The 24693-nt window shown below is 36.0% G+C and carries 25 protein-coding genes; 10 read left to right on the forward strand and 15 right to left on the reverse strand.

What is annotated here, in order from left to right; all coding sequences use genetic code 11:
• Positions 1–155: 155 nt before the first annotated feature.
• Together rpsI and rplM are read right to left on the reverse strand one after the other, a co-directional pair.
• Positions 156–542, reverse strand: a complete 387-nt coding sequence (gene rpsI, locus FW780_RS11850) for a 30S ribosomal protein S9 (protein ID WP_047385930.1) — start codon at positions 540–542, stop codon at positions 156–158.
• A 6-nt stretch (positions 543–548) separates the two neighbouring features.
• Positions 549–1004 (reverse strand): 50S ribosomal protein L13, encoded by a 456-nt coding sequence (rplM, locus tag FW780_RS11855; RefSeq protein WP_027375420.1) that lies wholly within the window; start codon positions 1002–1004, stop codon positions 549–551.
• Positions 1005–1355: 351 nt separating this feature from the next.
• Here rplM and FW780_RS11860 point away from each other — a divergent pair, with 351 nt between their 5' ends.
• The gene (locus FW780_RS11860; protein WP_149833745.1) at positions 1356–2468 is read left to right on the forward strand and encodes a DUF3667 domain-containing protein; all 1113 of its coding nucleotides are present in this window, start codon (positions 1356–1358) and stop codon (positions 2466–2468) included.
• Here FW780_RS11860 and FW780_RS11865 read toward each other — a convergent pair.
• On the reverse strand, positions 2465–2797 hold the full coding sequence (locus tag FW780_RS11865; RefSeq protein ID WP_149833856.1) for a hypothetical protein: 333 nt from the start codon (positions 2795–2797) through the stop codon (positions 2465–2467). The two genes, FW780_RS11860 and FW780_RS11865, sit on opposite strands and share 4 nt — an antisense overlap.
• Positions 2798–3046: 249 nt before the next feature.
• Here FW780_RS11865 and FW780_RS11870 point away from each other — a divergent pair, with 249 nt between their 5' ends.
• The 3 genes from FW780_RS11870 to FW780_RS11880 all read left to right on the forward strand — a co-directional run bounded on the left by FW780_RS11870 (position 3047) and on the right by FW780_RS11880 (position 8576).
• Positions 3047–6394 carry a methylmalonyl-CoA mutase family protein gene (locus tag FW780_RS11870; protein WP_149833746.1) on the forward strand — a complete coding sequence of 1116 codons (3348 nt, stop codon included), beginning with the start codon at positions 3047–3049 and terminating at the stop codon, positions 6392–6394.
• A gap of 147 nt (positions 6395–6541) precedes the next feature.
• A complete protein-coding gene (locus FW780_RS11875; protein ID WP_149833747.1) occupies positions 6542–7252 on the forward strand; it encodes a Dph6-related ATP pyrophosphatase in 711 nt (236 codons plus the stop codon).
• 211 nt (positions 7253–7463) lie between these two features.
• Positions 7464–8576, forward strand: a complete 1113-nt coding sequence (locus FW780_RS11880; protein WP_149833748.1) for a serine hydrolase domain-containing protein — start codon at positions 7464–7466, stop codon at positions 8574–8576.
• 16 nt (positions 8577–8592) lie between these two features.
• Here the strand turns inward: FW780_RS11880 and FW780_RS11885 are convergent, their stop codons facing one another.
• Together FW780_RS11885 and FW780_RS11890 are read right to left on the reverse strand one after the other, a co-directional pair.
• On the reverse strand, positions 8593–9312 hold the full coding sequence (locus FW780_RS11885; protein WP_149833749.1) for a hypothetical protein: 720 nt from the start codon (positions 9310–9312) through the stop codon (positions 8593–8595).
• Positions 9309–9632: a PadR family transcriptional regulator gene (locus tag FW780_RS11890; RefSeq protein WP_149833750.1), complete on the reverse strand. Its 324-nt coding sequence runs from the start codon at positions 9630–9632 to the stop codon at positions 9309–9311. Before FW780_RS11890 ends, FW780_RS11885 begins: the two co-directional genes overlap by 4 nt.
• 78 nt (positions 9633–9710) lie before the next feature.
• On the opposite strand from FW780_RS11890, the gene FW780_RS11895 reads away from it, so the two are divergent.
• A complete protein-coding gene (locus FW780_RS11895; protein ID WP_149833751.1) occupies positions 9711–10235 on the forward strand; it encodes a 2'-5' RNA ligase family protein in 525 nt (174 codons plus the stop codon).
• A 31-nt stretch (positions 10236–10266) separates the two neighbouring features.
• Here FW780_RS11895 and FW780_RS11900 read toward each other — a convergent pair whose 3' ends face one another.
• Entirely contained in the window at positions 10267–11625 is a 1359-nt protein-coding gene (locus FW780_RS11900) for a T9SS type A sorting domain-containing protein (RefSeq protein ID WP_149833752.1), read from the reverse strand.
• A gap of 2 nt (positions 11626–11627) precedes the next feature.
• Complete coding sequence (locus tag FW780_RS11905) at positions 11628–12119, reverse strand: hypothetical protein (RefSeq protein WP_149833753.1); 492 nt, start codon at positions 12117–12119, stop codon at positions 11628–11630.
• A gap of 90 nt (positions 12120–12209) precedes the next feature.
• Between FW780_RS11905 and ruvC the strand changes: the two genes are divergently transcribed.
• From ruvC to FW780_RS11930, 5 genes are all read left to right on the forward strand, one after another.
• Positions 12210–12764 (forward strand): crossover junction endodeoxyribonuclease RuvC, encoded by a 555-nt coding sequence (ruvC, locus tag FW780_RS11910; RefSeq protein ID WP_047424950.1) that lies wholly within the window; start codon positions 12210–12212, stop codon positions 12762–12764.
• A gap of 152 nt (positions 12765–12916) precedes the next feature.
• On the forward strand, positions 12917–13987 hold the full coding sequence (locus FW780_RS11915; RefSeq protein WP_149833754.1) for a DUF4407 domain-containing protein: 1071 nt from the start codon (positions 12917–12919) through the stop codon (positions 13985–13987).
• Positions 13988–14159: 172 nt separating this feature from the next.
• Positions 14160–14753, forward strand: a complete 594-nt coding sequence (locus tag FW780_RS11920) for a phage tail protein (RefSeq protein WP_149833755.1) — start codon at positions 14160–14162, stop codon at positions 14751–14753.
• Between the two features lie 5 nt (positions 14754–14758).
• Positions 14759–15442 carry a T9SS type A sorting domain-containing protein gene (locus FW780_RS11925; protein WP_149833756.1) on the forward strand — a complete coding sequence of 228 codons (684 nt, stop codon included), beginning with the start codon at positions 14759–14761 and terminating at the stop codon, positions 15440–15442.
• 94 nt (positions 15443–15536) lie between these two features.
• Positions 15537–15734 carry a KTSC domain-containing protein gene (locus FW780_RS11930; RefSeq protein WP_149833757.1) on the forward strand — a complete coding sequence of 66 codons (198 nt, stop codon included), beginning with the start codon at positions 15537–15539 and terminating at the stop codon, positions 15732–15734.
• A 52-nt stretch (positions 15735–15786) separates the two neighbouring features.
• Here the strand turns inward: FW780_RS11930 and FW780_RS11935 are convergent, their stop codons facing one another.
• The 8 genes from FW780_RS11935 to FW780_RS11970 form a co-directional block, all read right to left on the reverse strand.
• Positions 15787–17652 carry a GEVED domain-containing protein gene (locus FW780_RS11935; RefSeq protein WP_149833758.1) on the reverse strand — a complete coding sequence of 622 codons (1866 nt, stop codon included), beginning with the start codon at positions 17650–17652 and terminating at the stop codon, positions 15787–15789.
• Positions 17653–17999: 347 nt separating this feature from the next.
• Entirely contained in the window at positions 18000–19460 is a 1461-nt protein-coding gene (guaB, locus tag FW780_RS11940; protein WP_149833759.1) for an IMP dehydrogenase, read from the reverse strand.
• Between the two features lie 189 nt (positions 19461–19649).
• Positions 19650–20354 (reverse strand): hypothetical protein, encoded by a 705-nt coding sequence (locus FW780_RS11945; protein WP_149833760.1) that lies wholly within the window; start codon positions 20352–20354, stop codon positions 19650–19652.
• A 32-nt stretch (positions 20355–20386) separates the two neighbouring features.
• Positions 20387–20890 (reverse strand): DUF4252 domain-containing protein, encoded by a 504-nt coding sequence (locus FW780_RS11950; protein ID WP_149833761.1) that lies wholly within the window; start codon positions 20888–20890, stop codon positions 20387–20389.
• Positions 20891–20900: 10 nt separating this feature from the next.
• Positions 20901–22187 (reverse strand): DUF4252 domain-containing protein, encoded by a 1287-nt coding sequence (locus tag FW780_RS11955; RefSeq protein ID WP_241676893.1) that lies wholly within the window; start codon positions 22185–22187, stop codon positions 20901–20903.
• Between the two features lie 16 nt (positions 22188–22203).
• Positions 22204–22881 carry a hypothetical protein gene (locus FW780_RS11960; protein ID WP_149833762.1) on the reverse strand — a complete coding sequence of 226 codons (678 nt, stop codon included), beginning with the start codon at positions 22879–22881 and terminating at the stop codon, positions 22204–22206.
• Entirely contained in the window at positions 22856–23365 is a 510-nt protein-coding gene (locus tag FW780_RS11965; protein ID WP_002976192.1) for an RNA polymerase sigma factor, read from the reverse strand. Before FW780_RS11965 ends, FW780_RS11960 begins: the two co-directional genes overlap by 26 nt.
• 100 nt (positions 23366–23465) lie before the next feature.
• The gene (locus tag FW780_RS11970; protein ID WP_149833763.1) at positions 23466–24626 is read right to left on the reverse strand and encodes a putative sugar nucleotidyl transferase; all 1161 of its coding nucleotides are present in this window, start codon (positions 24624–24626) and stop codon (positions 23466–23468) included.
• Positions 24627–24693 lie beyond the last annotated feature (67 nt).

The following is a 24693-nucleotide window of genomic DNA, read 5'->3' on the forward strand; positions in this document are numbered from 1 at the left end:
ACTTCTTTAGATGGGAGAAGCGTTTGGATGCTAAACGTAACGGGCAATTTTGCTTTAAGCTTCAGGCAGTAAGCCATAGGCTTTGAAGCGAATTAAAAATTTTAATAAGTTTTTCAAAAAGCTTATTGCATATTGCTTTAAGCTTATCGCAATTCTTAACGTTTTGAGAATTGGAATCTCTTTCTTGCTTTTTTCTGACCTGGCTTCTTTCTTTCCACCATTCTTGCGTCTCTTGTAAGTAAACCAGCTGGTTTCAATGCTAATCTGAATTCAGCGTTGATTTCGCATAAAGCTCTTGAAATACCTAATCTGATAGCTTCTGCCTGACCTGTATTACCACCACCGAATACGTTTACGGTAACGTCATACTGACCAACAGTCTCAGAAAGGATAAACGGTTGGTTTAATTTGTAAACCATCACGTCTGTAGAGAAATATTCTTTAGCATCTTTACCGTTTACTGTAATAACACCAGAACCTGGTCTTACATAAACTCTTGCTACAGAAGTTTTTCTTCTTCCGATTTTGTGAACTATAGACATAATTAATTATTTAAATTCGTTAACATTAATTGTTTTAGGCTGTTGAGCTTCATGTTTGTGCTCAGTTCCTTCATATAAATAAAGGTTCTTAAGGATAGCAGCTCCTAATCTGTTTTTAGGCAACATACCTTTTACAGATTTCTCTAATACCTTTAAAGAATCTTTCTTTTGAAGTTCAGCCGCAGTCATAGACTTCTGTCCACCAGGATATCCTGTATGCCAGATATAAGTCTTATCAGCCCACTTGTTTCCGGAAAGTGTAATTTTCCCAGCATTCAAAACGATCACGTTATCACCACAATCTACGTGAGGTGTAAAGTTCGTTTTGTGCTTACCTCTCAAAATCTTTGCAACCGTAGAAGCTAATCTACCTAACGGCTGTCCTTCAGCGTCTACCACAACCCATTCTTTATTAGCAGTAGCTTTGTTCGCTGAAACAGTTTTGTAACTTAATGTATTCACACGTTTTAGTTAAAGATTAAACATAATTTACCCCTAAAAGGGTGTGCAAAGGTACAAATTATTTTTGTAACCCAAAAACATATTTTATTTTATCTATATAATCTGGTCTGTACACCCTTCAATCAATAGATTTTAACACTATTATAATTTTGGCATGCATCTTGTAAATTGTTGTGGCGATGAAAAAAAACGCTTAGAGGATTCTAAAAACACAAATGATACAGCAAAGAGTTCATTCCCTCAACTCTTTCTTTTTATTAATTTTACTTTAAAGATTTCCGTAAAACGCATTAATATAATTACAGTTTCATTGAAATAATTATATTTGTGACAATCATATTCCCATAATTCATGAGCCACGGAAAACTAAGAGATGATAAAACCTGCCTGAACTGCGGACATCAGGTTGATGAAAGGTTTTGCCCACACTGCGGACAGGAAAATATTGAAAGCAGACAGCCCTTTCATTTTCTCTTTACTCATTTCATTGAGGATTTCACCCACTATGACGGGCAGTTTTGGAAAACCATGCAATATCTGTTTACCCGGCCAGGGTTGCTTACCAAAGAATATCTGGCTGGTAAAAGACAATTATATGTGGCTCCTGTAAAGCTATACATATTTATAAGCTTCATCACATTCTTTCTACCCAACATCTTACCTCACGCCAAGGAGGAAGCTAAAAAGCCAAGCCAGATAAAAAAAGAAACAAAGGCAAAAAAGCCAAAAGAAATTTCAAAAGATATTGTAAAAGATCTGCAGAAAGAAGGTGTCTTATCCCATGAAGTAGCCACTAACACTCAAAAAGCTTTGGATACTTTAAAGGCTTTGGACACCATAAAGATTAAAGACACCCAAGAAAAGGCTGAACTTTTTGATAGTACATTTGATACTAAAGAAGAGTCCATTATGAATGCTTATACTCTGAAACAGTATGATTCTATACTTGCAAAGGATAAAACAGGAATATATTCATTAGCAAGACCCCTGGCAGAAAAAGCTTTTTCATTAAAGGAAGAAGGATATAGCAAGCATCAGATTTGGGAAAAATATAAAGATAACTTCATCCATACAATACCCAAAGCACTCTTTGCATATCTACCTATATTTGCTTTCTTTTTATGGCTGTTTCATAACAAAAAGAAATGGTGGTACTTTGATCATGGTATATTTACCCTTCACTATTTCTCTTTCCTGTTATTAGGAATATTAGTTTTTATTGTTGTAGAAAAAATCACAAGCTATTTACCGGACAACAATTTACTTACCCTATTATATGTTCTAGCCTGTATAGCGCTGGCAGTTTATATGACGATCTATTTCTTTGTAGCGCATCACAGAGTATATGAAACAAAGAAAAGGATAAGTATACTAAAAGGTTCCTTATTATTTATTCTAAACTATATCGGATTACTTCTGATGTTTATGGTACTGATGTACTTAAGCTTTATTATGCTTCACTAGTTTCTAAGGGATTTATTCCCTCTGAAGCTTGCAAATAAATAATACGCAACGAAAACGGTAGAAAATTTCAGGATAGACGGAATCGCCAATTCAAGTTTAAAAATTAATGTTCCTGCAAGAACAAGAATTCCCATTCCTACAAATGACAGTAATAATTTCTTAGGCAGTGAAAAATTGGGCGTATCCAGATAATAAGCAAGTCCCCAGGCAGAACCAAAGGCCACAGCATAATAAATATCCAGTCCAATATTCTCTGAACTTAAAAAGAAATAATTGATCAGGAAGCTGATTACGGTTCCCAATCCGAAGTACATCAAAGCTTTTTGCATGTCTGTAAAAATATTCTGCAAAAGTAGAGAATTTAATTTGAGAATGTAAAGAAGGGTGTCTTTGAAAATGAAGTCACTGCAACTTGTTTTAACTCTGTGATTTCCAAACTTTCAAAATATACAGCCCAAAAAGGGGAGATACAATTAAATAAACACAACCAATCAACTGATAATCAAAAGAATAAAATCAAACACGTGGTTCTTTTTTTATTGTTATATTTGGAAACTTAGAAACTTTCTAGAATTTTTATGGAAACCCAAAAATATACTCCAACCAACAAGGTAAGAATCGTAACTGCTGCCTCATTATTTGATGGGCATGATGCTGCGATCAATATTATGCGTCGTGTTATTCAGGGAACAGGATGCGAAGTGATCCATTTAGGACACGATAAATCAGCAGAGGAAGTTGTAAATACAGCAATCCAGGAAGATGCCAATGCTATTGCATTAACTTCATATCAAGGAGGTCACACAGAATATTTCAAATATATCTACGACCTGTTGAGAGAAAAAAATTCACCGCAGATCAAAATTTTTGGCGGTGGTGGCGGTGTAATCCTTCCGGAAGAGATCAAAGATTTGATGTCTTATGGAATAGACAGAATTTATTCTCCGGATGACGGCCGTGAACTAGGACTTCAGGGAATGATTGATGATCTCGTACACAGATCAGACTTTGCTACAGGAAAAGATGTAACCGCAAAAGATCTGGATGCCATCAGCTTTGAAAACTCAACAAGCATCGCTAGTATTATCTCTGCTGTTGAAAACTTCTCAGAAGAAAAACCTGAGCTTGTAAAAGCAATTGACGAAAAGTCTAAAGATTTAACCATTCCAATTATTGGTATTACAGGTACCGGAGGAGCTGGTAAATCTTCTTTAACAGATGAATTGGTAAGACGTTTCTTACGTTCAAATACTGACAAAAAAATTGCCATTATTTCTATTGACCCTTCAAAAAAGAAAACCGGAGGTGCTTTATTAGGAGACAGAATCCGTATGAACGCGATCAATGATCCAAGAGTTTATATGCGATCTATGGCAACCAGAGAAAATAACGTTTCCGTTTCTCCATTCATTCATTCTGCATTGAATGTGCTGAAACTGGCTCATCCTGATGTTATCATCCTTGAAACTTCAGGGATCGGGCAGTCCGGTTCAGAGGTTTCAGATTTTGCCGATGTTTCTATGTATGTAATGACTCCCGAATATGGAGCCTCTACACAGCTGGAAAAAATCGACATGCTAGACTACGCAGATCTTGTAGCATTAAACAAATCTGATAAAAGAGGGGCTCTTGATGCACTTCAGGCAGTAAGAAAGCAGTTCCAGAGAAACCACCTTTTATGGGAAAGTCCATTGGAAGAAATGCCTGTATATGCTACAAAAGCATCTCAGTTTAATGACCACGGAACAACTGAACTTTACAACAGATTGGTTTCTAAAGTAAACGAAAAGTTTGCTGATTTAAAACTAAATGCATTTGTAGAACAGGAAATCACAGACGAAGTAACCATTATCCCTCCAAAAAGAGTTCGTTACCTTTCTGAAATTGTTGAAAACAATAAACAATACGACATCAATATTGAGAAGCAGGCTGAACTGGCCAGAACAATGTATCATATTGAAGGAGTAAAAAATATAATCTCCAATGAAGTTTTAGAGGCTGAATATCAAAAGGCAGAAAAAAATCTTCATCAGGATAATATCGACTTCCTGAAGACGTGGGACGATACAAAAAAAGCTTTCCATGCAGAATTCTATTCTTATTTTGTAAGAGGGAAAGAAATTAAGGTAGAGACTTCCACAGAATCTTTATCACATTTGAGAATTCCAAAAATTGCATTACCAAAATACAATGACTGGGGTGATCTTATCAAATGGAAAGGACAGGAAAACCTTCCGGGAAGCTTCCCTTACACAGCCGGAATTTATCCGTTCAAGAGAACCGGTGAAGATCCGACAAGGATGTTTGCAGGAGAAGGAGGTCCTGAAAGAACCAACAGAAGGTTCCATTATGTTTCTGCAGAAATGCCTGCAAAACGTTTATCTACAGCTTTTGACTCTGTAACATTGTATGGTCAGGATCCTGCTTTACCACCGGATATTTATGGTAAAATCGGAAATGCAGGGGTTTCTATCGCTACATTGGATGATGCTAAAAAATTGTACTCCGGATTTGATCTGGTTAATGCACTTACTTCGGTTTCCATGACGATCAACGGTCCTGCACCAATGTTATTGGCTTTCTTTATGAATGCTGCCATTGATCAGAATGTTGAGAAATATATCAAAGAAAACGGTTTAGAAGCTAAAGTAGAAGCTAAACTTAAAGAGAAATTTGATGACAAAGGCTTAGAAAGACCAAAATACAAAGGTGAACTTCCTCCATCCAACAATGGTTTAGGATTACAGCTTTTAGGATTAACGGGTGATGAAGTAATTCCTGCAGATGCATATGCAGAAATTAAGGCTAAAACGATTGCTACCGTTCGTGGTACCGTTCAGGCTGATATCTTAAAAGAAGACCAGGCTCAGAATACATGTATCTTCTCTACTGAATTTGCCCTTAGACTCATGGGTGACGTTCAGGAATATTTCATCAGAGAGAAAGTAAGAAACTTCTACTCTGTTTCTATTTCAGGATATCACATTGCTGAAGCAGGAGCTAATCCGGTTTCTCAATTAGCATTCACATTGGCTAATGGTTTCACTTATGTGGAATATTACTTAAGCCGTGGAATGGATATCAATGATTTTGCACCAAACTTATCATTCTTCTTCTCTAACGGTATCGACCCTGAGTATTCAGTAATCGGACGTGTAGCAAGAAGAATCTGGGCAAAAGCTATGAAATTAAAATATGGAGCTGACGAAAGAAGCCAGATGCTGAAATACCATATTCAGACTTCAGGACGTTCTCTTCACGCTCAGGAAATTGATTTCAATGATATCAGAACAACGCTTCAGGCGCTTTATGCGATCTATGATAACTGTAATTCTCTTCACACCAATGCTTATGATGAGGCGATCACAACTCCTACCGAGCAATCTGTAAGAAGAGCAATGGCAATTCAGCTGATCATCAATAAAGAATTAGGACTGGCTAAAAACGAAAATCCACTTCAGGGATCATTCATCATTGAAGAATTAACGGATCTTGTAGAAGAAGCTGTATACACAGAATTTGACAGAATCACTGAAAGAGGAGGTGTTCTTGGTGCTATGGAAACCATGTACCAGCGTTCAAAAATTCAGGAAGAATCTATGCATTACGAATGGTTGAAGCACACGGGTGAATATCCGATCATCGGAGTAAATACTTTCTTAGGAAAGGATGGTTCGCCAACTGTTTTACCAGGAGAAGTTATCCGTTCTACAGAAGAGGAAAAACAGGCACAGATTGAATCTCTTCACAACTTCCAGCAAGCGAATGACAGCAGATCTGAAGAAGCTCTGAGACAACTTCAACATGCAGCCATCAATCAGCAAAACTTATTTGAAGTGATGATGGATGCTGTAAAATACTGTTCTTTAGGACAAATTACCAATGCTTTATTTGAAGTGGGCGGTAAATACAGAAGAAATATGTAAGCCGTAATTGGACATACATTTTTTATAAATAAAACCTCAAAGGATTTCTTTGAGGTTTTTATTTTAATTGTTATAAAATATTTTCATCATTCAATTTAATTTCAAGACCGTCCTTAAATCCTTATTTTTGACAGATTTATTTTCAAAATGAAACCAAAAGCTTTATTCAACTGGAGCAGCGGAAAAGACTCCGCGCTTGCCCTTTACAAAATACTACAGGAAGACCAATATGAGATTTCCACACTGCTTACAAGTATTAATGAAGAATTTCAAAGGATTTCCATGCATGGAGTTCACGTTTCTCTGTTAGAAAAACAGGCCGAAAGTCTTGGAATTCCATTAATTAAAATGGAACTTCCTAAAGAACCATCAATGGAAGAATACCAGCAAATTATGAGTACAACAATGGCTGAAATTCAGGCTCAAGGTATTACCCATTCTGTTTTCGGTGATATTTTCCTGGAAGATCTGCGAAAATATAGGGAAGACCAATTAAATGCTATCGGTATGAAAGCTGTATTTCCCCTGTGGAAACAAGATACCTCCCACCTCATCCATGAATTTTTAGAACTTGGTTTTAAAACCATTGTAACCTGTGTAAACGGAACTTATCTGGATAAAAGCTTTGCAGGGCGAATCATTGATCAGAAATTCATTGATGATCTTCCTGAAAATGTAGATCCATGCGGAGAAAACGGAGAATTTCACACCTTCACTTTTGATGGCCCTGTTTTCAAAAATCCGGTTCACTTTGAAATCGGGGAAACCGTCAAAAAGACTTATCCCAAACCTAAAACCTCTCCTGAAGAAGAAGACAGTGAATATGTTTTCTGGTTTTGTGATCTGTTGTTAAAATAAGCCTGTGAATATTTATCCACAGGCTTTTCAATATATTATTTTATTTCAGTAATGATTTCATTCATAACTCTGAAATATTCCACAAAGGCTGATTAAATCAATATTAATCTGGTCCAGTCTCCTATCCTAGCACGTAATTTGCATCCCTTAATGCTCTTAGATATTTTAGTATCTTTAAGAGTAACAATCATCATTTAAAAATACAACACCTGTGATCAAAAATTTAGTATTCCTGACCCTATTCTGTTTTATATTTTCCTGTACAACAACTGAGGCTCCAAAAGCTACTCCTGTTGATAAAAAAGCCATCATTGATTCCACTGTCGCCGCTTTTCAGAAAACACTTTTAGAACAGCAGATTGATTCTACTTTCAAAAAGTATCATTTCAATGGAAGTATTGCCGTTTTTAAAGACTCCATCCCCCTTTACAGAAGAGAAAACGGGTATTCTGATTTTAAGAAGAAAACTAAAATTGACAGCAATACCATTTTTGCCATAGGCTCTGTAAGCAAACAGTTTACTGCTGTTTTGATTTTACTTCAAATGGAACAGGGAAAACTGAATGTAACGGATAAAGTTTCAAAATATCTGAAGGAATTCCAGATCAAAGAATATGAAAACATTACCATTCATCAGTTATTAAATCATACTTCAGGATTGAATATGGTGGGAGGAAAGCTGATGTTTAAAAGCGGTTCCAACTTCTTCTACTCCAATGACGGATTCAATACTCTTGGCAAGATTGTGGAAAAAATTTCCGGAAAGTCCTATGCTGAAAATGTTCAGGAACTCTTTAAAAAAGCAGGAATGATCCATTCTTCAACCGGAGATGTTTTTAAAGGGAATAATTTTGCCAGCGCTTATCTTGGTACACCTGCTAAATTTCAGGAAGTTCCCAACATGCCGAAAAGATTAGGTGGACAGGAAATCGGAACTCCGGCTGGCGGAATATTATCTACCATTGAAGATCTTCATTCATGGAACAATGCTTTGTATGGCGGAAAAATTTTAAAACCTGAAACCCTGAAACTATTCATGGCAAAAAGTGCAGAAAGACGTCATGCAATCTTTGGAAAAATGGGCTATGCTTACGGCATTATGCTTAATATTGGTCAGCCCAATTCTTATTTCCACAGCGGTTACATAAAAGGTTCTCCTTCATTAAACATCTATTATCCGGACACGAAAACTTCCGTGATCATCCTTTCTAACATTGCCGATGAAGAAAAAGGAAAAGGAGTAATCTTCAGACCTCATATTGAAGTAAAAAAGATCACAGATCATCTTGAGAATACCCTTAAACAGCTTAGATCACAACATTAGTTGAATGACACACTGTTTATGCAAGCTTAAGAAATTCCTGCATTTTTGCTAAATTCTTTTTGTGTTCCATAAAATTGAATACAGCAAAAACCAGTGCCGTCTGTAATATAAACGGAAGAATCAATGTAACTAAGGTCAGAAAAACTTCAGAGTGATTGTGTTCTCTGAAAAACTGATAAGCATAATTCCCGTTTTTTATCACAACCTGTGCCATTGAAGACGCGCAGACTATCATTAAGCCTATATTCTGCTGATACATTGTATAAAGGCTTTTTCCTTTGTATTTGAAATCTGCTTTCAGATATTTCCAGATCTTATAATTAAAAACCAATATTAATACTGATCCCAATAAAAAAGATCCGTTAAGCAATTTGAAAAATATATTATACACCTCCTGATTTTTTGCTATAAAAATCAGCAATACATTAACTCCTAAAGCCAACAACCCTATCATTAAAGATTTTCTGAAAAGTCCGGCATACTTTTCCTGTATAATTCTTTTGGCAATTAAAGGGATTTCTGTTGGATAAAATAGCAGGTAGTTAACTAATTTAAATTCTCCGTTCCAGGATTCTTTTATCTTTAAAAAAGCATCCTCGAAACTGATATTCTCCCGACACTGAATATCTGAAATCTGACTGATCATGTGATCTCTGATTTCTACCAGAATATCCAATGAAAGCTGTTGAGCTATCAGATAATCCGTAATTTTATTTTCCTGTTCTTCGGTTATCATATATTGAATATGGTTTGTAGGTTTAGTAAATAACTTTTCATCTCAGTCTCTTTTTCTGCCTGTTGTTTCTTTCCCTTTTCAGTCAGCAGATAATATTTGCGGTCTCTCCCATTAATTTTCTGAATTTCAGAAATAATCATACCCTCGCTCTCCAGTTTGTGCAGTAATGGATAAAGCGCTCCTTCCGTCATTTCAAGGTCACCTTCCGTAAGTTCTTTTGCTCTTTGAGTAATCTGATATCCGTACATTTTGATTTCTTTTGAAAGAAGCTTCAAAATAATATTCTGCAGGGTACCTTTATAAAGACTATTCTTTTTCATAGAATCATTTATACATTGCAAACATATGCATAATTTTCTTATGTATATAAATTTAATATAAAAACTTTAATTTGCTGTATGAAAAAAATGTACTTCATAGCCATCTACCCTCCTCAGGAGATCATTGAAGAAGTAAAAGTCTTTAAAAAAGATCTGGCCATTCATTATGCCAACTCCAAGGCTTTGAAAAATGAAGCGCATATTACACTTTTCCCTCCTTTCTCCAGAGAGATTGAACTGGAAAGTGATATTCATACTGCTTTTCAGAAGATCAGTACAGAAATGACACCTTTTGAAATTGAACTGAATGGCTTTGGAAGCTTTCCCAATCCGAAGAATCCCGTATTATTTATTCAGCCGGAAGAAAATGCACATCTCACAGAGCTTTACCACCGCGTGAAGCAGCAGTTTAATTTTGCAAAATACTCTTTTACACCACATATCACTGTAGGATATAGAAATCTCACCTGGGAAAACTATCTGAAAGCCTGGGAAAAGTACAAAACAGAGGAATACAAAACTAAATTTATAGTTGATAAGATTTTACTCCTTCGTCACGAAGAACATTGGATTCCTATTGCTGAAAAAAGACTGGAAAAATAAAACCGGCTGCGATAGCCGGTTGAGTTAAAATTTATTCTTTTATGATCTTCTGAGAAAGAATCAGATTTTTGTTTTCTTTTACATTCAGCAGATAAGTACCTGTTGGAAAGTTTTTAATGTCAATCTTTATTCCTGCATCTTTGAATTCAAATCTGGATGGAATCAATTTTCCGGAAGTATCATAGATTTCTATTTTTACATCTTTTGAAAAATCCTGTTTTCCTTTAATATAAAATTCTCCGTCTGTAGGATTCGGATAAATACTGAAACGTCTTTCTTCAGCTTTTACTTCTGAAAGTTTAAGAGTAGATTTGCTCAGAGTCCAGGAAACCGTAGTAACATGAAGGGTACTGTGATTATCAACTTTCAAAAGCGGATTGTTATCTACTACCGAAAATGTCAAAGTATTATTCCCGTTGTTAAGTTGCCCGGGAGTAATCGTAACGCTATTTCCTGTTGCTCCTAAAGCTGTTCCATTTAATGTCCAGGTGTTAACCAATGTGTTTGGAATAGGAAGAATTTCATTGACCGTGAAAGTAACATTTGATGTAGCATCTACTGAAGTGCTATTTGCCGGTGTATAAGAATCTACAGGAGACACTAAACTATGAATTCTCTCAATAATATTCTCTTTACATACTGAGCAGAATTGTTGATTAAGATACCTCATCTCACAACTCTGATGCGGACGGAACCAGGTTGGGCTTTCAGCATGAGCATATACACCTACCCCGTTTAATCCTACCCAATTTTTCCATTTAATAGTTGCAGGGTTAGAATTTTGTGTTTTATTTGGAGATTCAAGTGTACCTGAAAACCAATATTCATCCGCCAGTTTTCCAAAGGAGTGTCCTAGCTCATGCACCACAATTTCATTAGAAGAACCATTTAATGAAGCAAAAGCATAAGTTCCTCCACAACCTCCGTATTCCGTAGAATTACCCAATACATAGGTAATATCATAATCAGGAATATTGGCTGCCAAAACCTGCCCTACCTTATTGGTTGTATTACTGTATATACATCTGTGAACTCCGACATCAAAAGTAGAACCTAGATAATTATTAGGATTGGTTACAGGAATTACAGGTTCTGTAACATCTGTTGCAGTCCCTGGATGTTTTACTCCTGATTCTGTAGAAATTACTTTTACCGCATAGGCATTAAAGTAATTTTTATATTCTGTATAGGGACTTTTTGTAAAAAGATAATTGATTGTATTTTGAGCCGATGTGGTAAAATCAGTCTGCTGAGCAGCCGTAAATCCGTCTCCTAAAACAGCAATCACAACTCGCTTACTGTTGTCTCCATTTTGTAGAAGAGGAACAGTCTCAAATGTCTGTGCAAAACAGCTGCTTCCTATTAAAAGGGATAATAAAGTTTTTTTCATAATTATAGTTTTTGTGTGAATAATAGTTGTACCCCATCATCGGTTGCTTTTTCAACCTTTATAGTCTGAACATTTTCAGAATAGGAAAAACGGGTACTGAACTCAGTACTTTGAAGAGAAGCTTTATGTCTGGAAATCCCTTCTTTTTCATACACTTCCAATTCAGGATTAAAAGGATCTTTCACAAGCTGTTTAGCAACTTCTTTCCCTCCGGACCCTATCAATGTGATGATAAGATCTCCCTTATTAACTTCATTTCTTTCAAAAGAAGGCATATGTTTCAATCGGCCATCTGTGATTTTAGAATTTTGCAAGGTAATTTTTGCATTTCCTGACTGATCTTTATCCGCCTTAAAAAACAAATAAATAATCCGATCGCCTTTTCTTGTCACAGTTTCGGAAAGCGATTGCCTTTTCTGACTTAAACCATTTTCTTTCTGAAAGCTACAGAACAGAAAAACGGGAACAATGAGTACATTAAATACATTTTTCATAATCATTTTTGTTTAAAGTTACTAAAATAAGAATCACAACACATCTATTTGTTTAATTAAAAAAACTTAAAAAGTCCTATCTTTGGAACAATGATTTCAGAGAAAATAATTTTAGGGATTGACCCAGGGACAACGGTAATGGGGTTTGGCATCATCTCCGTAAAAAAAGGAAAAATGGAGATGGTTTCTATCCATGAACTGATCTTGAAAAAATATCCCAATCACGAAACAAAACTCAAATATATTTTTGAAAGAACACTGTCTCTTATTGACGAGTTTCATCCTGACGAGGTAGCACTTGAAGCTCCTTTCTTTGGAAAAAACGTACAGAGTATGCTTAAACTTGGCCGCGCACAGGGAGTAGCCATGGCTGCCAGCCTTTACAGAAACATTCCTATCACTGAATATTCTCCGAAAAAAATTAAAATGGCCATCACCGGAAACGGAAACGCCAGTAAAGAACAGGTAGCAGGTATGCTTCAGAATCTTCTTAATCTAAAAGAATTCCCTACCAAATATCTGGATGCCTCTGACGGCCTTGCGGTTGCTGTATGTCATCATTTTAATTCCGGAACAATAACAGATACCAAATCGTATTCCGGATGGGAGAGTTTTTTGAAACAGAATCCGGATAGATTGAAGTAATCCTGACCTTCTTCCTTAAAAATTCACTAAAGTAAATTTAATCGTCTTAAAAACAGCTTTTTACAAAAACACGCACAATTACTTGGTAAAACATAATACTATCTTTTACATTGGTATGATTTTTAGTACTACCTTTGTATAAATTTTCAGTTATGAAAACAAACCAACAAACTATAAATCAAGGGACTCATAAAATAAACTGGTTCCAAAAATTTCTGATGGTATGTTCCGGCGGGAACATCCATATCTTAAGAAAGACTCCGAGTGAATGGAATAAATTTTCCGGCATTGGAGGGATTGTACTTTTCACTGCTGTATTTGCCACTTTGTCTGCAGGCTATGCTATGTATACGGTTTTTGACAACATTTGGGCAGCTATAGGATTTGGAATTCTCTGGGGGCTCATGATTTTTAATCTTGACCGTTATATTGTTTCTTCCATTAAAAAAACAGGAACATGGTGGAATCAGATTCTGATGGCTATTCCCCGTCTTATCCTTGCTACGTTTTTAGGGATTATTATTTCTAAACCATTAGAGCTTAAAATTTTTGAGAAAGAGGTAAACAAACAGTTGAATACCATCATTCAAAGGAATAAAAAACAGCTTCAGGGTGAAATGAACGGAAGGATTCTTCAGCAGAGCGGGCCTTTTGAAACCGAGAAACAGCAAATTTCAGAGAAAATAGCACAGTATCAGAAATCCTATGATTCTGCTTCAGTAGAACTTGAAAAAGAAATTCTGGGAAAACAATCGGGTTTAACAAGTGGAAAAGAAGGTTACGGACCGAATGCTAAACGTAAACAGGAATTAAAGGAACAGCGCAGACAGGATCTTGAGAACTATCAAAAACAAGCTGCTCCCAGACTTGAATATCTGGATAAAGAAATATCCAAGGTATATACGAATCTGGAAACTGAAAGAAAATCTACTGAGACCTTTGAGGATAAATTCAATGGGTTTGCAGCCAGGCTTCAGGCATTGGATGAATTGGGTAAGAATTCGGCTATTATAGGACTGGCAGCAGCCTTTATTATGGGATTGTTTATCTGTCTTGAGATCTCTCCGGTTCTGGTAAAGCTAATTTCTCATATAGGACCTTACGACTATCTTTTAGAAAAAACAGAAAATGATTTCAGATTGTATTCCAAAGAGAAAATTGAAAAAGGAAATGCTCTGACAGATTTCAGGATTGAGGATTTTAAGGATAATCTGAAGAATTAATTATTATGTTTATTGACAATCGAGCAATTTAAACATTAGAGAAAAAATCTATAAAAAATTAATATTTAATTAATAAAATCTACCTTTCATTAAATTAATGAAAGGTTTTTGTTTTTATTGTTATTATATATGGAATATTTTCTAATTTTATATTACTTAAAACCTTGTCATCATGAAAAATTTATTTCTTGCATGTACACTGCTGATTTGCGGTGTATTTGCCCCTGCCCTAAAAGCACAGGCATCAGAACCATTTTTAGGACAAATAGCTTTTGTACCTTATAATTTTGCACCAAAATACTGGGCAGAATGTAATGGGCAGATCCTGCCTATCGCTCAAAATCAAGCACTGTTTTCATTATTAGGCACTACTTATGGAGGGAATGGAACCACCACATTTGCTTTACCAGATATGAGGGGAAGAGTACTTGTTCATAACGGACAGGCTCCGGGGGGACCTACTACGTATAGCATGGGAGAAACCGGAGGATCCGAAAGTGTAACATTACTGATAACACAAATGCCAGCTCACAATCATACTGTAAATGCCGTAACGGCGGAAGGAAATCAAAGCACTCCAACAAATAATTTACCTGCTGACACAAAAGGTCTTGATAAAGAATATTCTGATACAGGAGCTAACACTACAATGAAAAGCACAATGGTAGGAAATACAGGGGGAAACCAGCCTCATGAAAACAGACCCCCTTTTATTACCTTGAAATGTATTATTGCATTGGCCGGAGTTTTCCCATCACAAAATTAACAGCTATGAAAATTCTTTACTTATTATGTCTGCTAGCCGGAAGCTCAGCTTTTGCACAGACTATAACTTTTAAAGGATGCATTAATCTGTTTGATGATCAAACTTTTATTTTTAATAAAACAGGAGTTGACACAAATAACAAAAGCATCTATGTAACGACTCCTGTGGACGGAGAGCCTTGCAGTGGCCTGGGGACCTGCGAATTTAAAATACAATGGAACAATACTCTTACAAGATGGGAGTTTATTGCCGATGAGGGATATGGTACATTTACAAATCCAAAACTCGTTTATTACAATTCTACAGGAAATAATACAGTCTCTTTTCCTCCCGGCAACAGCATAGGAACCTGGGTTGAAAATACAGCATTTACAACAGGGCTGTGTAATGGAAATCTTACTGCAGCAAATTCTACCATGACGGGCGATGTACAGACCACAACATTGGGAACTTCGGATCTTTCTAAAAATAAAATCCGGATCTTCCCTAATCCTGTAACGGACTTCATTCGTATTTCCGGTATTGATAATGGGTTGTCTATCCAAATTTACAATATTGACGGACGACTTGTAAAATCTGAAATGTTTGATTCAAAAATTGATGTCTCACAACTTATTCCAGGTGGTTATATACTAAAAATAAATACCCGGGATTTTCAAACTCATCAATTTAAATTCGTGAAAAAATAAATTATTATTTATAAGAACAAATCTTTGAAGCTTTCGGAATTTCCGGAAGCTTTATTTTTTTATGCTAAGGAATATTTTTTGCATAAATGGTAATATGCCTTCAAGTGTTGTACATCATTTCATCTATTTTCCGAATACTGAAATATTGAGAATCATATATCAGTCAGGATCAGTTTATGATTATCTTAAAGTACCCTCTGATATCATAGAGAAGTTTGGAAAGGCAAAATCTAAAGGACAATTCCTGAACAAAGTCATTAAGCCCAGATTTAAATATATTAGAATTGAATAAAAAATGCCCCCATTGAAATGGAGGCATTTATATTATTTAAGCTTTGATCAATTTATTTGATGATCAATTTTGAAGTTTTAGAATCTTTTCCGTTAGAAATCTGAATCATATATACTCCTTTTTCTAACTGCTGATCTACTTTGAAAATACCATTTCCTTCTTCAGTTGCAGACGGGCTTGCTACCAGTCTTCCTGACATATCAGAAATAGAAACTTTCAGGTTTTTACCATTTTTAGCTTTAATGAAGATTTTATCTCCTGTTGCCACTGGATTAGGATAAACTGTTAAATCATTATTATCAGCTTTTACTTCGTTTGTTCCTAAGTTCGTAACAAATTTCACGGTATAGTCTTCAACCTGTCCGTACATTAATTGTCCACAAGGAGTCATGTTAGGATTCTCATCATCTACAAGAACTCTCATTCTTAATGGTGTATTCAACACTACTGAAGCAGGAGCTGTAATCGTAGTGCTGTAAGTACCTATTTCCGTAACTGGATCAGCTATAATATTGTCAGCAGAAGCTACAAGTTCAGAAGCTTCAAACGTTCCATTATTATTATAGTCAAGCCAAACTCTTAGATCATTATTTGAAGCTGATACATTTACCTGAAGGTTATGTGTTCCCGTTGCTGAAAGTTCTGTTCCTGTAGCTTTCAGGCAGCTTGCAACTGTATAGTCTTCATAAAAGTTAGTATTATTCTGCCAATATCCTGTAGTTGCATTATTAATACTTCCAAGCTTTACAAGAGTTGGTCCTACAAAATAATTATCTGGTGTAGTAATACCTGCAGGATTACATGTTGCAGCAATAGGTGTTCCAATCGCAGCAGCTGCAGAAGGTGCTGTTGCTCCTAATGAAGTACTTAGAGATCCTCTCATTAAAAAGAAATAAAGAGCAGCTCTGTCATGTTGTCCATTTGTAAATTTAAATGCTATAGGATTGGTATAGTTCATCATGTTATACTGTACTCCCTGATAGTTTGCTCCTGTACAATAATTCATATCGTTGTTAGTAGGAGCAGGGTCATTCAGTAAACTTCTTGATCTTTCTGTATCACATACCTGGTCATCATCTGTAGCACAGTTATTAGTAGTTGCCGGGCAGTAAGTAACAGAAGTAGTCCCCTGTGGCGGCTGAGCGTTAGCATTACCAAATGTATGAAGTAATCCCATACTGTGTCCGAATTCGTGCGCCAAAGTAATATCATCCTGTAAAGTAACCACGAAAGATTTCATGAAGGATTCGTAATTAGCATCAGCATTTTGAGGAAGTCCTGCCCAACCCATGATACCGTATGTTCCACCACCATCTACTTTATTCATAATATAGATATTAAAATAAGAAGCTTCCGGCCAGTGTGGAGCAATAGTCTTTACCTGCGCTGTAGTAACGCCGTCAGTACCGCTACGTTTTACTCCATAAGTATCATATCCGGCAAGAGCGCCTCCGTTATATCGAATAATCCCTGTTGTGGCATTACAGTTAGGATCTCTTTTAGCCAACACCAATTTAATCGGCATTGTAGCAGCATTACCAAAATCTGCAGGAATTCCCTGAGCCCACTGATAAGTACCTGCGTACATTTGATTACAATGATCCAACCACGCCTGAATTTGTGCATCACTCTTATTGTAAGTTGTACCAATAGCAGCTCCTGTAGGTGCAATTACGTGTACTACAACAGGAATTTCATAAACTCCATTTACAATTTTGTATGCACTTCCATTCTTAGCAGCAGTACTTTGATCACCGCTAATAATTTTGTTACGGATATTGCGAACCATTTCATCAATTTCCGCATTCTGTCTTTGGTGTACTCTCTGTTCATTATCAAAGTCACACCAATCTTTTTTTTGCTGTGCTGATATTGAAAGGGATAGTAACATTGCCCCACAAAGGATAGTTTTCTTCATTACAATATTTTAAAAAATTAATAGATTGCAAATTTACAATTTCAAGCATCAATCAATAGCATTTGTTATTAATAATCAGCACAAAATTTAAAATTTTATTACAGTTAGTAGAAAAAAACTCATTATTGTTACATTTCCAAACCAAAATAAAATTAATACCACTTCAAACTACTATTAATTTAATTAAACTATTCTTAAAAAAACACACAAAATAAAGAAAAATAAATAATTCAAAAACCCAAACAAACAAAAACAAACAACTATTAATCAACAAGTTAACTCATAATTACAAAATAAAAAAACCGCACTAATTGTGCGGTTTTTAATATATAAATTCAATTATAATTTTATAAAGAATAATTCGGAGCTTCCTGTGTGATGATTACGTCATGCGGGTGAGATTCTTTCAATCCGCTTCCTGTAATCATTACCAGTTTGGAATCTTTTTGAAGTGTTTCAATATCTTTAGATCCACAGTATCCCATACCGGCTCTTAGACCTCCTGTTAACTGGAAAATTACATCTTCCAATTTTCCTTTATGAGGAACTCTTCCTTCAATTCCTTCCGGAACGAATTTTTTAGCCTCACTTTGGAAATATCTTTCTTTACCTCCTCTCTTCATAGCAGAAAGACTTCCCATACCTTGGTAAGATTTGAATTTTCTTCCCTGGAAAATAATTTCTTCTCCCGGAGCTTCATCTGTACCAGCTAAAAGAGAACCAAGCATTACTGCTCCTGCTCCGCTCGCTATCGCTTTAACGATATCTCCTGAAAGTTTAATTCCACCATCAGCAATTACTGTTACATTTTGTGACTTAGCATATTCGTAAACATTATAGATAGCAGATAACTGAGGAACTCCTACTCCTGCAACTACTCTTGTTGTACAGATAGAACCTGGGCCTACTCCTACTTTAAGCACGTTAGCTCCAGCTTCAATAAGGTCTTTAGCAGCTTCTGCAGTTACAATATTTCCACCTACAACATCAAGGTTCGGATATGCTTTTCTGATTTCTGAGATTTTGTCTAAAACTCCTTTAGAATGACCGTGAGCAGAATCAATTGCTACGATATCAACTCCTGCCTGTACCAAAGCCTCAATTCTCGCCAATGTATCTTCTCCTACTCCTACTCCTGCTCCTACGATCAGTCGACCGTTCTGATCTTTATTAGCGTTTGGATATTCCAATTGATTATCAATATCCTTGATCGTAATTAACCCTACAAGTTTATTATCTTTATCTACAATCGGAAGTTTTTCAACTCTGTTCTTAAGAAGGATTTCTTTTGCCTTTTCAAGGTTGGTATCTTTGTCTGAAGTGATCAGATTTTCTTTGGTCATGATCTCTTCCACTTTCATATCAAGGTTTTCCTGATATTTTACATCTCTATTGGTAATAATTCCTATCAGAACATTATCAGCATCTACTACCGGAAGACCTGAAATCTTATATCTTGACATAAGACTTTTCGCTTCTCCTAGGGTATGATCTTTTGATAAAGTTACAGGATCGGAGATCATTCCGTTTTCGGAACGCTTCACACGGTTTACCTGAGCAGCCTGCTCAGCGATTGTCATGTTTTTGTGAATAAAACCTAATCCTCCCACTCTTGCCAAAGCAATAGCCAGATCAGCTTCAGTAACTGTGTCCATCGCAGCGGAAACTATCGGAACATTCAGCGTGATTTTGTCGGTAAGTCTTGATTTTAATGAAACCTGGTTAGGTAAAACTTCTGAATAAGAAGGGACTAGAAGAACGTCATCGAAAGTGATGGCTGTCTCTACAATTTTGTTATGAATAGACATCTTTACTTTCTGTGCAAAATTAGGCTATTTTGGTGAGATATGAAAATCCTTTTTGATAGTTTAAATAAAATTTAATAATCAATAACTTAAATCAAAAAACCGCTCTTTTGTCAGAACGGTTACGGTACAAAATAATTGAATATGTAGAAACTACTTTTAGTTATGTGTTAAATAATCAATGTTAAAGGCCTATTTGACAGGATTTCCATTTTCATCCAAATTCTCAATATGGGTTTGATTATTTTTATCAACGTACAATTTTAATCTTACTTTGCCTTTGGTATCACGGATAAATATCCCTACATCACCACTGGCTGTCTTACCGGCAAAAAACCGTTCATTGGTAAGCTTTCCTTCTTCCCGAAGTTTTGCATAGGCTTTTTTACTGGCTGCCGGATCATTTAATTTTTTCAAAGAATCTTCAAACTTTATAATATCTTCCAACGGGAAATCATCAGGACGATCCCAAAGCTTTAAGCCATAGACTCTCTTTTTATCTTTCCCGGATCCTTCAAAGTACTGAAGCTGCATGATCTGGTCTGTATTCCTCTGATCTACGGAATACACCATTCCAGACTCTTTGTCATTGCCATCATAAACAAGTCCCCCACATTCGTCACCCATGGAATTGAAGAAAATAAGTCCTGCTTCTCTTTCGCGCGGGTTCATTTCTTTGTGATTTACCAATCCGGGGTGCTGGCGTTCCTTATTACTGATCACCATTTTTAACGTTCCGTCCTTCTCAACGATATTGATACGTTCTACATCTATTTCTTTAAAACGTTCGTTGGAAGATTGGTTTTTAAATGCGAGAAAGAAAAACATCGCACATAGTATGGTGAGTACAACGGCATAGATTTTAAGGATACGGACCTCTTTTATCAGTTTTTCCATGCTTTGAAAGTTTTTGGGGATTACTGCCGGAATTATTTAACGGAAACAGAATTAATCATTTTTGAGATATCATCAGGAGTAAAATTTCCTTTCACATCTACAAACACCATATCCTTACTATTGGAACCTACAGTGATCAGCATATTTTTAATAGCATCACCGTCTTGTTTTACCCTTATATTGACATTATCGCCGTCATGCTTTATGGTTGCCCATTCTTCATAATGATTATCGTTCAGATATTGGGTATAGTCATTCAGCATTTCCTGACTTCCGTTTGTTACGGTAAGAACTTTTATTTTTGAAGCTTTCTTTACGAGATTAACGGTTTCCTCACTTTCTCCTTCTTCTCTTAAAGCCTTTTTAATATATGATTTAGCAAGAGCCATGGGCACATTAATACTTGCAAACTGGACTCCTTTAAAATCATATTTTGAATTCTGAAAAAAGTCGATGTTCGGCTTTTCTGATACGATACACGACTGGAGCATACCTATTGTCAGAATAGTGAGGAAAATGTTTTTAAGAGTCTTCATAGGTTAGTTTTTATTTGATTTGTCTGAAGCTTCCTCCTGAAACTTTATCAACTTTAGCATCCAGTTCAGGATTTCCTCTCAGTCTTACTGCGGCTCCTGAAGAAACACTTACTTTCAGTTTATCTGTAACCAGTAGCGAAAGACTTGCTCCTGAAGTAGATTCTACCACTGCTGAAGCGATTTTAAGGTCATCTGCTTTACAAGATGCTCCACTGCTGATATCAATTACGGCAGAGGCAGCCTCTCCGGCTATACTCACGCTTGCACCACTGGAAGTATCCAATGCCAGCTTTGGTGTTTTAATATCAACATCCAGCACAGAACCAGAGCTTACTTCCACTGCTGCTGCATCTTTTACATTGAATGTTCCTTTAATAATAGAACCAGAGGCTGCATCAATTGCCAAGCTACTTTCTGTAACAGGATTCACTGCGGTGAAGACACTTCCTGATGATGTTTTTATAGCATTAATGCTGGGAGCGGAAACATTGACGTTAAGATTTTTAAATCTCAGGTTTCTAACCCCTTTATTGTCAACATATATCTTTAAAACTCCGTTTTCCACTTTTGTGATCACATATTGAAGTTTATCTGCATCCGCAATAACTTTTACACTTCTTGTATTTTCCTGTTTATAGGTAACATTCACTCCTACGCTGGCATCTATTTTTGAGAATTCACCTACATTTCTGTTATCTCCGTTAAGGTAAGATGATGTGTTACCTGAAGTAAGATCATTTCTCAAGGAAGATGTAACAGAAGAAGTAGTTGTTTCGCCGGAGTTAATAATCTTGTTAACATCAGATAATTTCATTTTCCCATTCAGGATAAAAATAATATTCTCTTCTTTGGAATCAACGTTGAAAACAAGATTCTCAAGATAGTTATCTTTCTCATCTTCAGCCAGGAATTTCATAGAAGTTCCATCACTGCTCATAGACATCAGCTCGTTGAAGTTTAATGATTTTAAGGCATCATTTATTCTCGCCGTTTTATCCTCGTTCATTTTTATATTGGCAAGATTCTCATCTTTTAAACGATCCGGAAAGGTAATTTTAGGAATAATTAAAATTTTAAGTCCATCCACATCGTTAAGAATAGGTCTTATTTTTCCGACATAGGCATCATCCACATCAAGGGTATTCAATAGCTTGAACATCGGTTTTTTAATATTGATAGATGTTACTCTTCCCTTTTTTTCAAAATCCTGAAAAAGCTTGTCTAATTTCTCAGTCTGTGCAGAATAAGTTGCAAAGCTGCTTAGCATTAAGGCTATTATAAAAAATATTTTTTTCATGGGATTGTTCTGATTTTTAGTATTCGCTGTCAAGATTTTCATTTTTTTGAGATGATGCTACTGTTTTTTTAAACTCGTTTCCTAATTTCATAAAGGAGTATTTGGCAACATCTATAGCTTCTTTTTCACTGCTGATTCTTTTTCCGTTTACAATTACATAAGAGTCATTGTATGCAGATACCGAATCACTTAAATTTTTACTGTTTGAGGAATTACTTACGTATCTGGGTCTTGTTTCCTTTTTAAGTCTTCCTCTTTTTGGCAGGATTTCATCCAGTACATCTTTTTCTGCTACCTGATTATCCTGAAAAACAGAATCTTTTTTCACTCCGGAAATAGAGTCTGTATGATTAACGGCAACCTGTTCCTGATGATCACTGTTTTCTTCAATGAACCCGGACTTCTGCTTTAAGATTTCCTCTTTTACCAGTTTTTCTTTATCCTGTGCATCCTTATTATTGTTATTCAGGAAGAATCCGATACTGAAGACCAGCATTACACTGGCGGCCATCCAGAACCATTTAGGAAAGGAGGGTTTCTTCTTTTCTTCCAATGGAATAACAGGTGTTGTATTCCGGTCAGGTTCCGCACCTTCCGCAGTCTGAAGAAAGTCTTCAAAGCTCCAGTCCATTTTTTCTTCCTTGATATCCCGGAAGACCTCGTTGTATTTATCTTGTAATTGATCTTTTTTCATAGCTCATCAGTTGTGAGATTTGTTCTTTTACTTTTTGTCTTGCACGCATAAGGTTTACCCTTACTGCATTTTCCTCCATTTCCAGCATTTCAGAAATTTCGGAAACATCATACTCTTCTACATCTTTCAAGTGGATGACCATCTTCTGTTTTTCGGGGAGCTGATTGATAAATCCTACAATATGTTCCTTAAGGTTATCAACTTCCATACTGTAAAGCTCCGAGCGGTGAAGCTGCATATCCGCAAAACCGATCTTTACGTCGTGATGTTTCAGCCGGTTCAGGCATTCGTTCCGGACAGACTTCAGCGCATAGGATTTAAAATTCCCGAATTGCTCCAGCTCATCCCTCTTCTGCCAAAACTTCATCATGAGATCCTGTACTACATCTTCTGCTTCATCACTGCTCATGACAAACCGCTTCGCAAAACGATACATCTCGTCTTTGAGAATAAACACCGTATTCTTGAAAGTTTCTTGGGTCATGAGTTTTGTTTCTTATAGGTAAGACAATTGCCATTACAGATCTATTACATCAAAAATAAAAAAACTTCAAAAAAAATTGAAGTTTTTTATTATAATCGAATTAATACGTATCAAAAATATGTTTCAGAATCGCTTTATCCTCGTCCGTTAAAGGGATTTTCCTTCTTGCCATAGCTCTTTCTGCCACTTCATATACTTTATCCAGCCTGAATCTCTCATCATCTTTCAATCCACCCCATGAAAAGTTTTCCACAAGATTGGGCGGAAAGCCAGGTTTGAAAATATTGGAAGCAACACCAATCACCGTTCCGGTGTTCAATTGAGTGTTGATCGCTGTTTTAGAATGATCTCCCATGATCAGCCCTGCAAACTGCAACCCTGTATCTTCAAATGCCTTTGTTCTGTAATTCCATAGTTTTACGTGACTGTAATTATTTTTAAGGTTGGAGGAATTGGTATCAGCGCCGAAATTACACCATTCTCCTATAACGGAATTTCCAACAAACCCTTCATGTCCTTTACTGGTATAGCCAAAAATGATAATATTATTTACCTCTCCTCCTACTTTACAATGTGGACCAATAGTAGTTGCTCCGTAAATTTTAGCCCCAAGATTAAACTTAGAGTCTTCTCCAAGGGTAATAGGACCTCTAAGATGGCATCCTTCCATTACTTCAGCATTTTTACCGATATAAATTTTACCGGTCTTAGTATTTAATGTGGAGAATTCAATCTCAGCGCCTTCTTCGATAAACAGATCCTTTTTATCTCCTAAGAAACCATTGGTTGAAGATAATTCCTGTGAAGTCCTTCCTTTTGTAATCAGATCAAAGTCAAAATCAATAACATGATGATTATAGGTAAACAGATCTTTTGGTCTTTTAAAGAAAATAAGATCTTCCTTGATGTCTGTCATTTTTTCAATCTGATTCAGAGAAAAATTCTTCATATTGATTTTAGCGGCGATTAACTCGTCTTCATAAACCAATGCTTCTCCCAGCTTAAGATCTTTAATCTGTTGAATTACGGTTTCTGTAGGAAGGAAATTCGGAACTAAAAATAGACTTTCTTTTTCCTCCGGACTTTTAAATTTATCCTGAAGATATGTTTCCGTGAAGTAGGAAATCTCTGAATTTTCAAGGATCTTCTGCCATCTTTCAGAGAATGTAAGAATTCCGCATCGCATTGCAGCAATGGGACGGGTAAAAGTAAGCGGAAGAAAGTCTTCCCAATATTGTGCGTCTGAAAATACTAATTGCATCACTCAGTTTTAAGTTTAAGGTTTAAAATTCAAGGTTAACAAATTTACAATAAAAAAAGTCTCCCAA

It is taken from the genome of Chryseobacterium sediminis (assembly GCF_008386505.1).
GTDB lineage: Bacteria > Bacteroidota > Bacteroidia > Flavobacteriales > Weeksellaceae > Chryseobacterium > Chryseobacterium sediminis.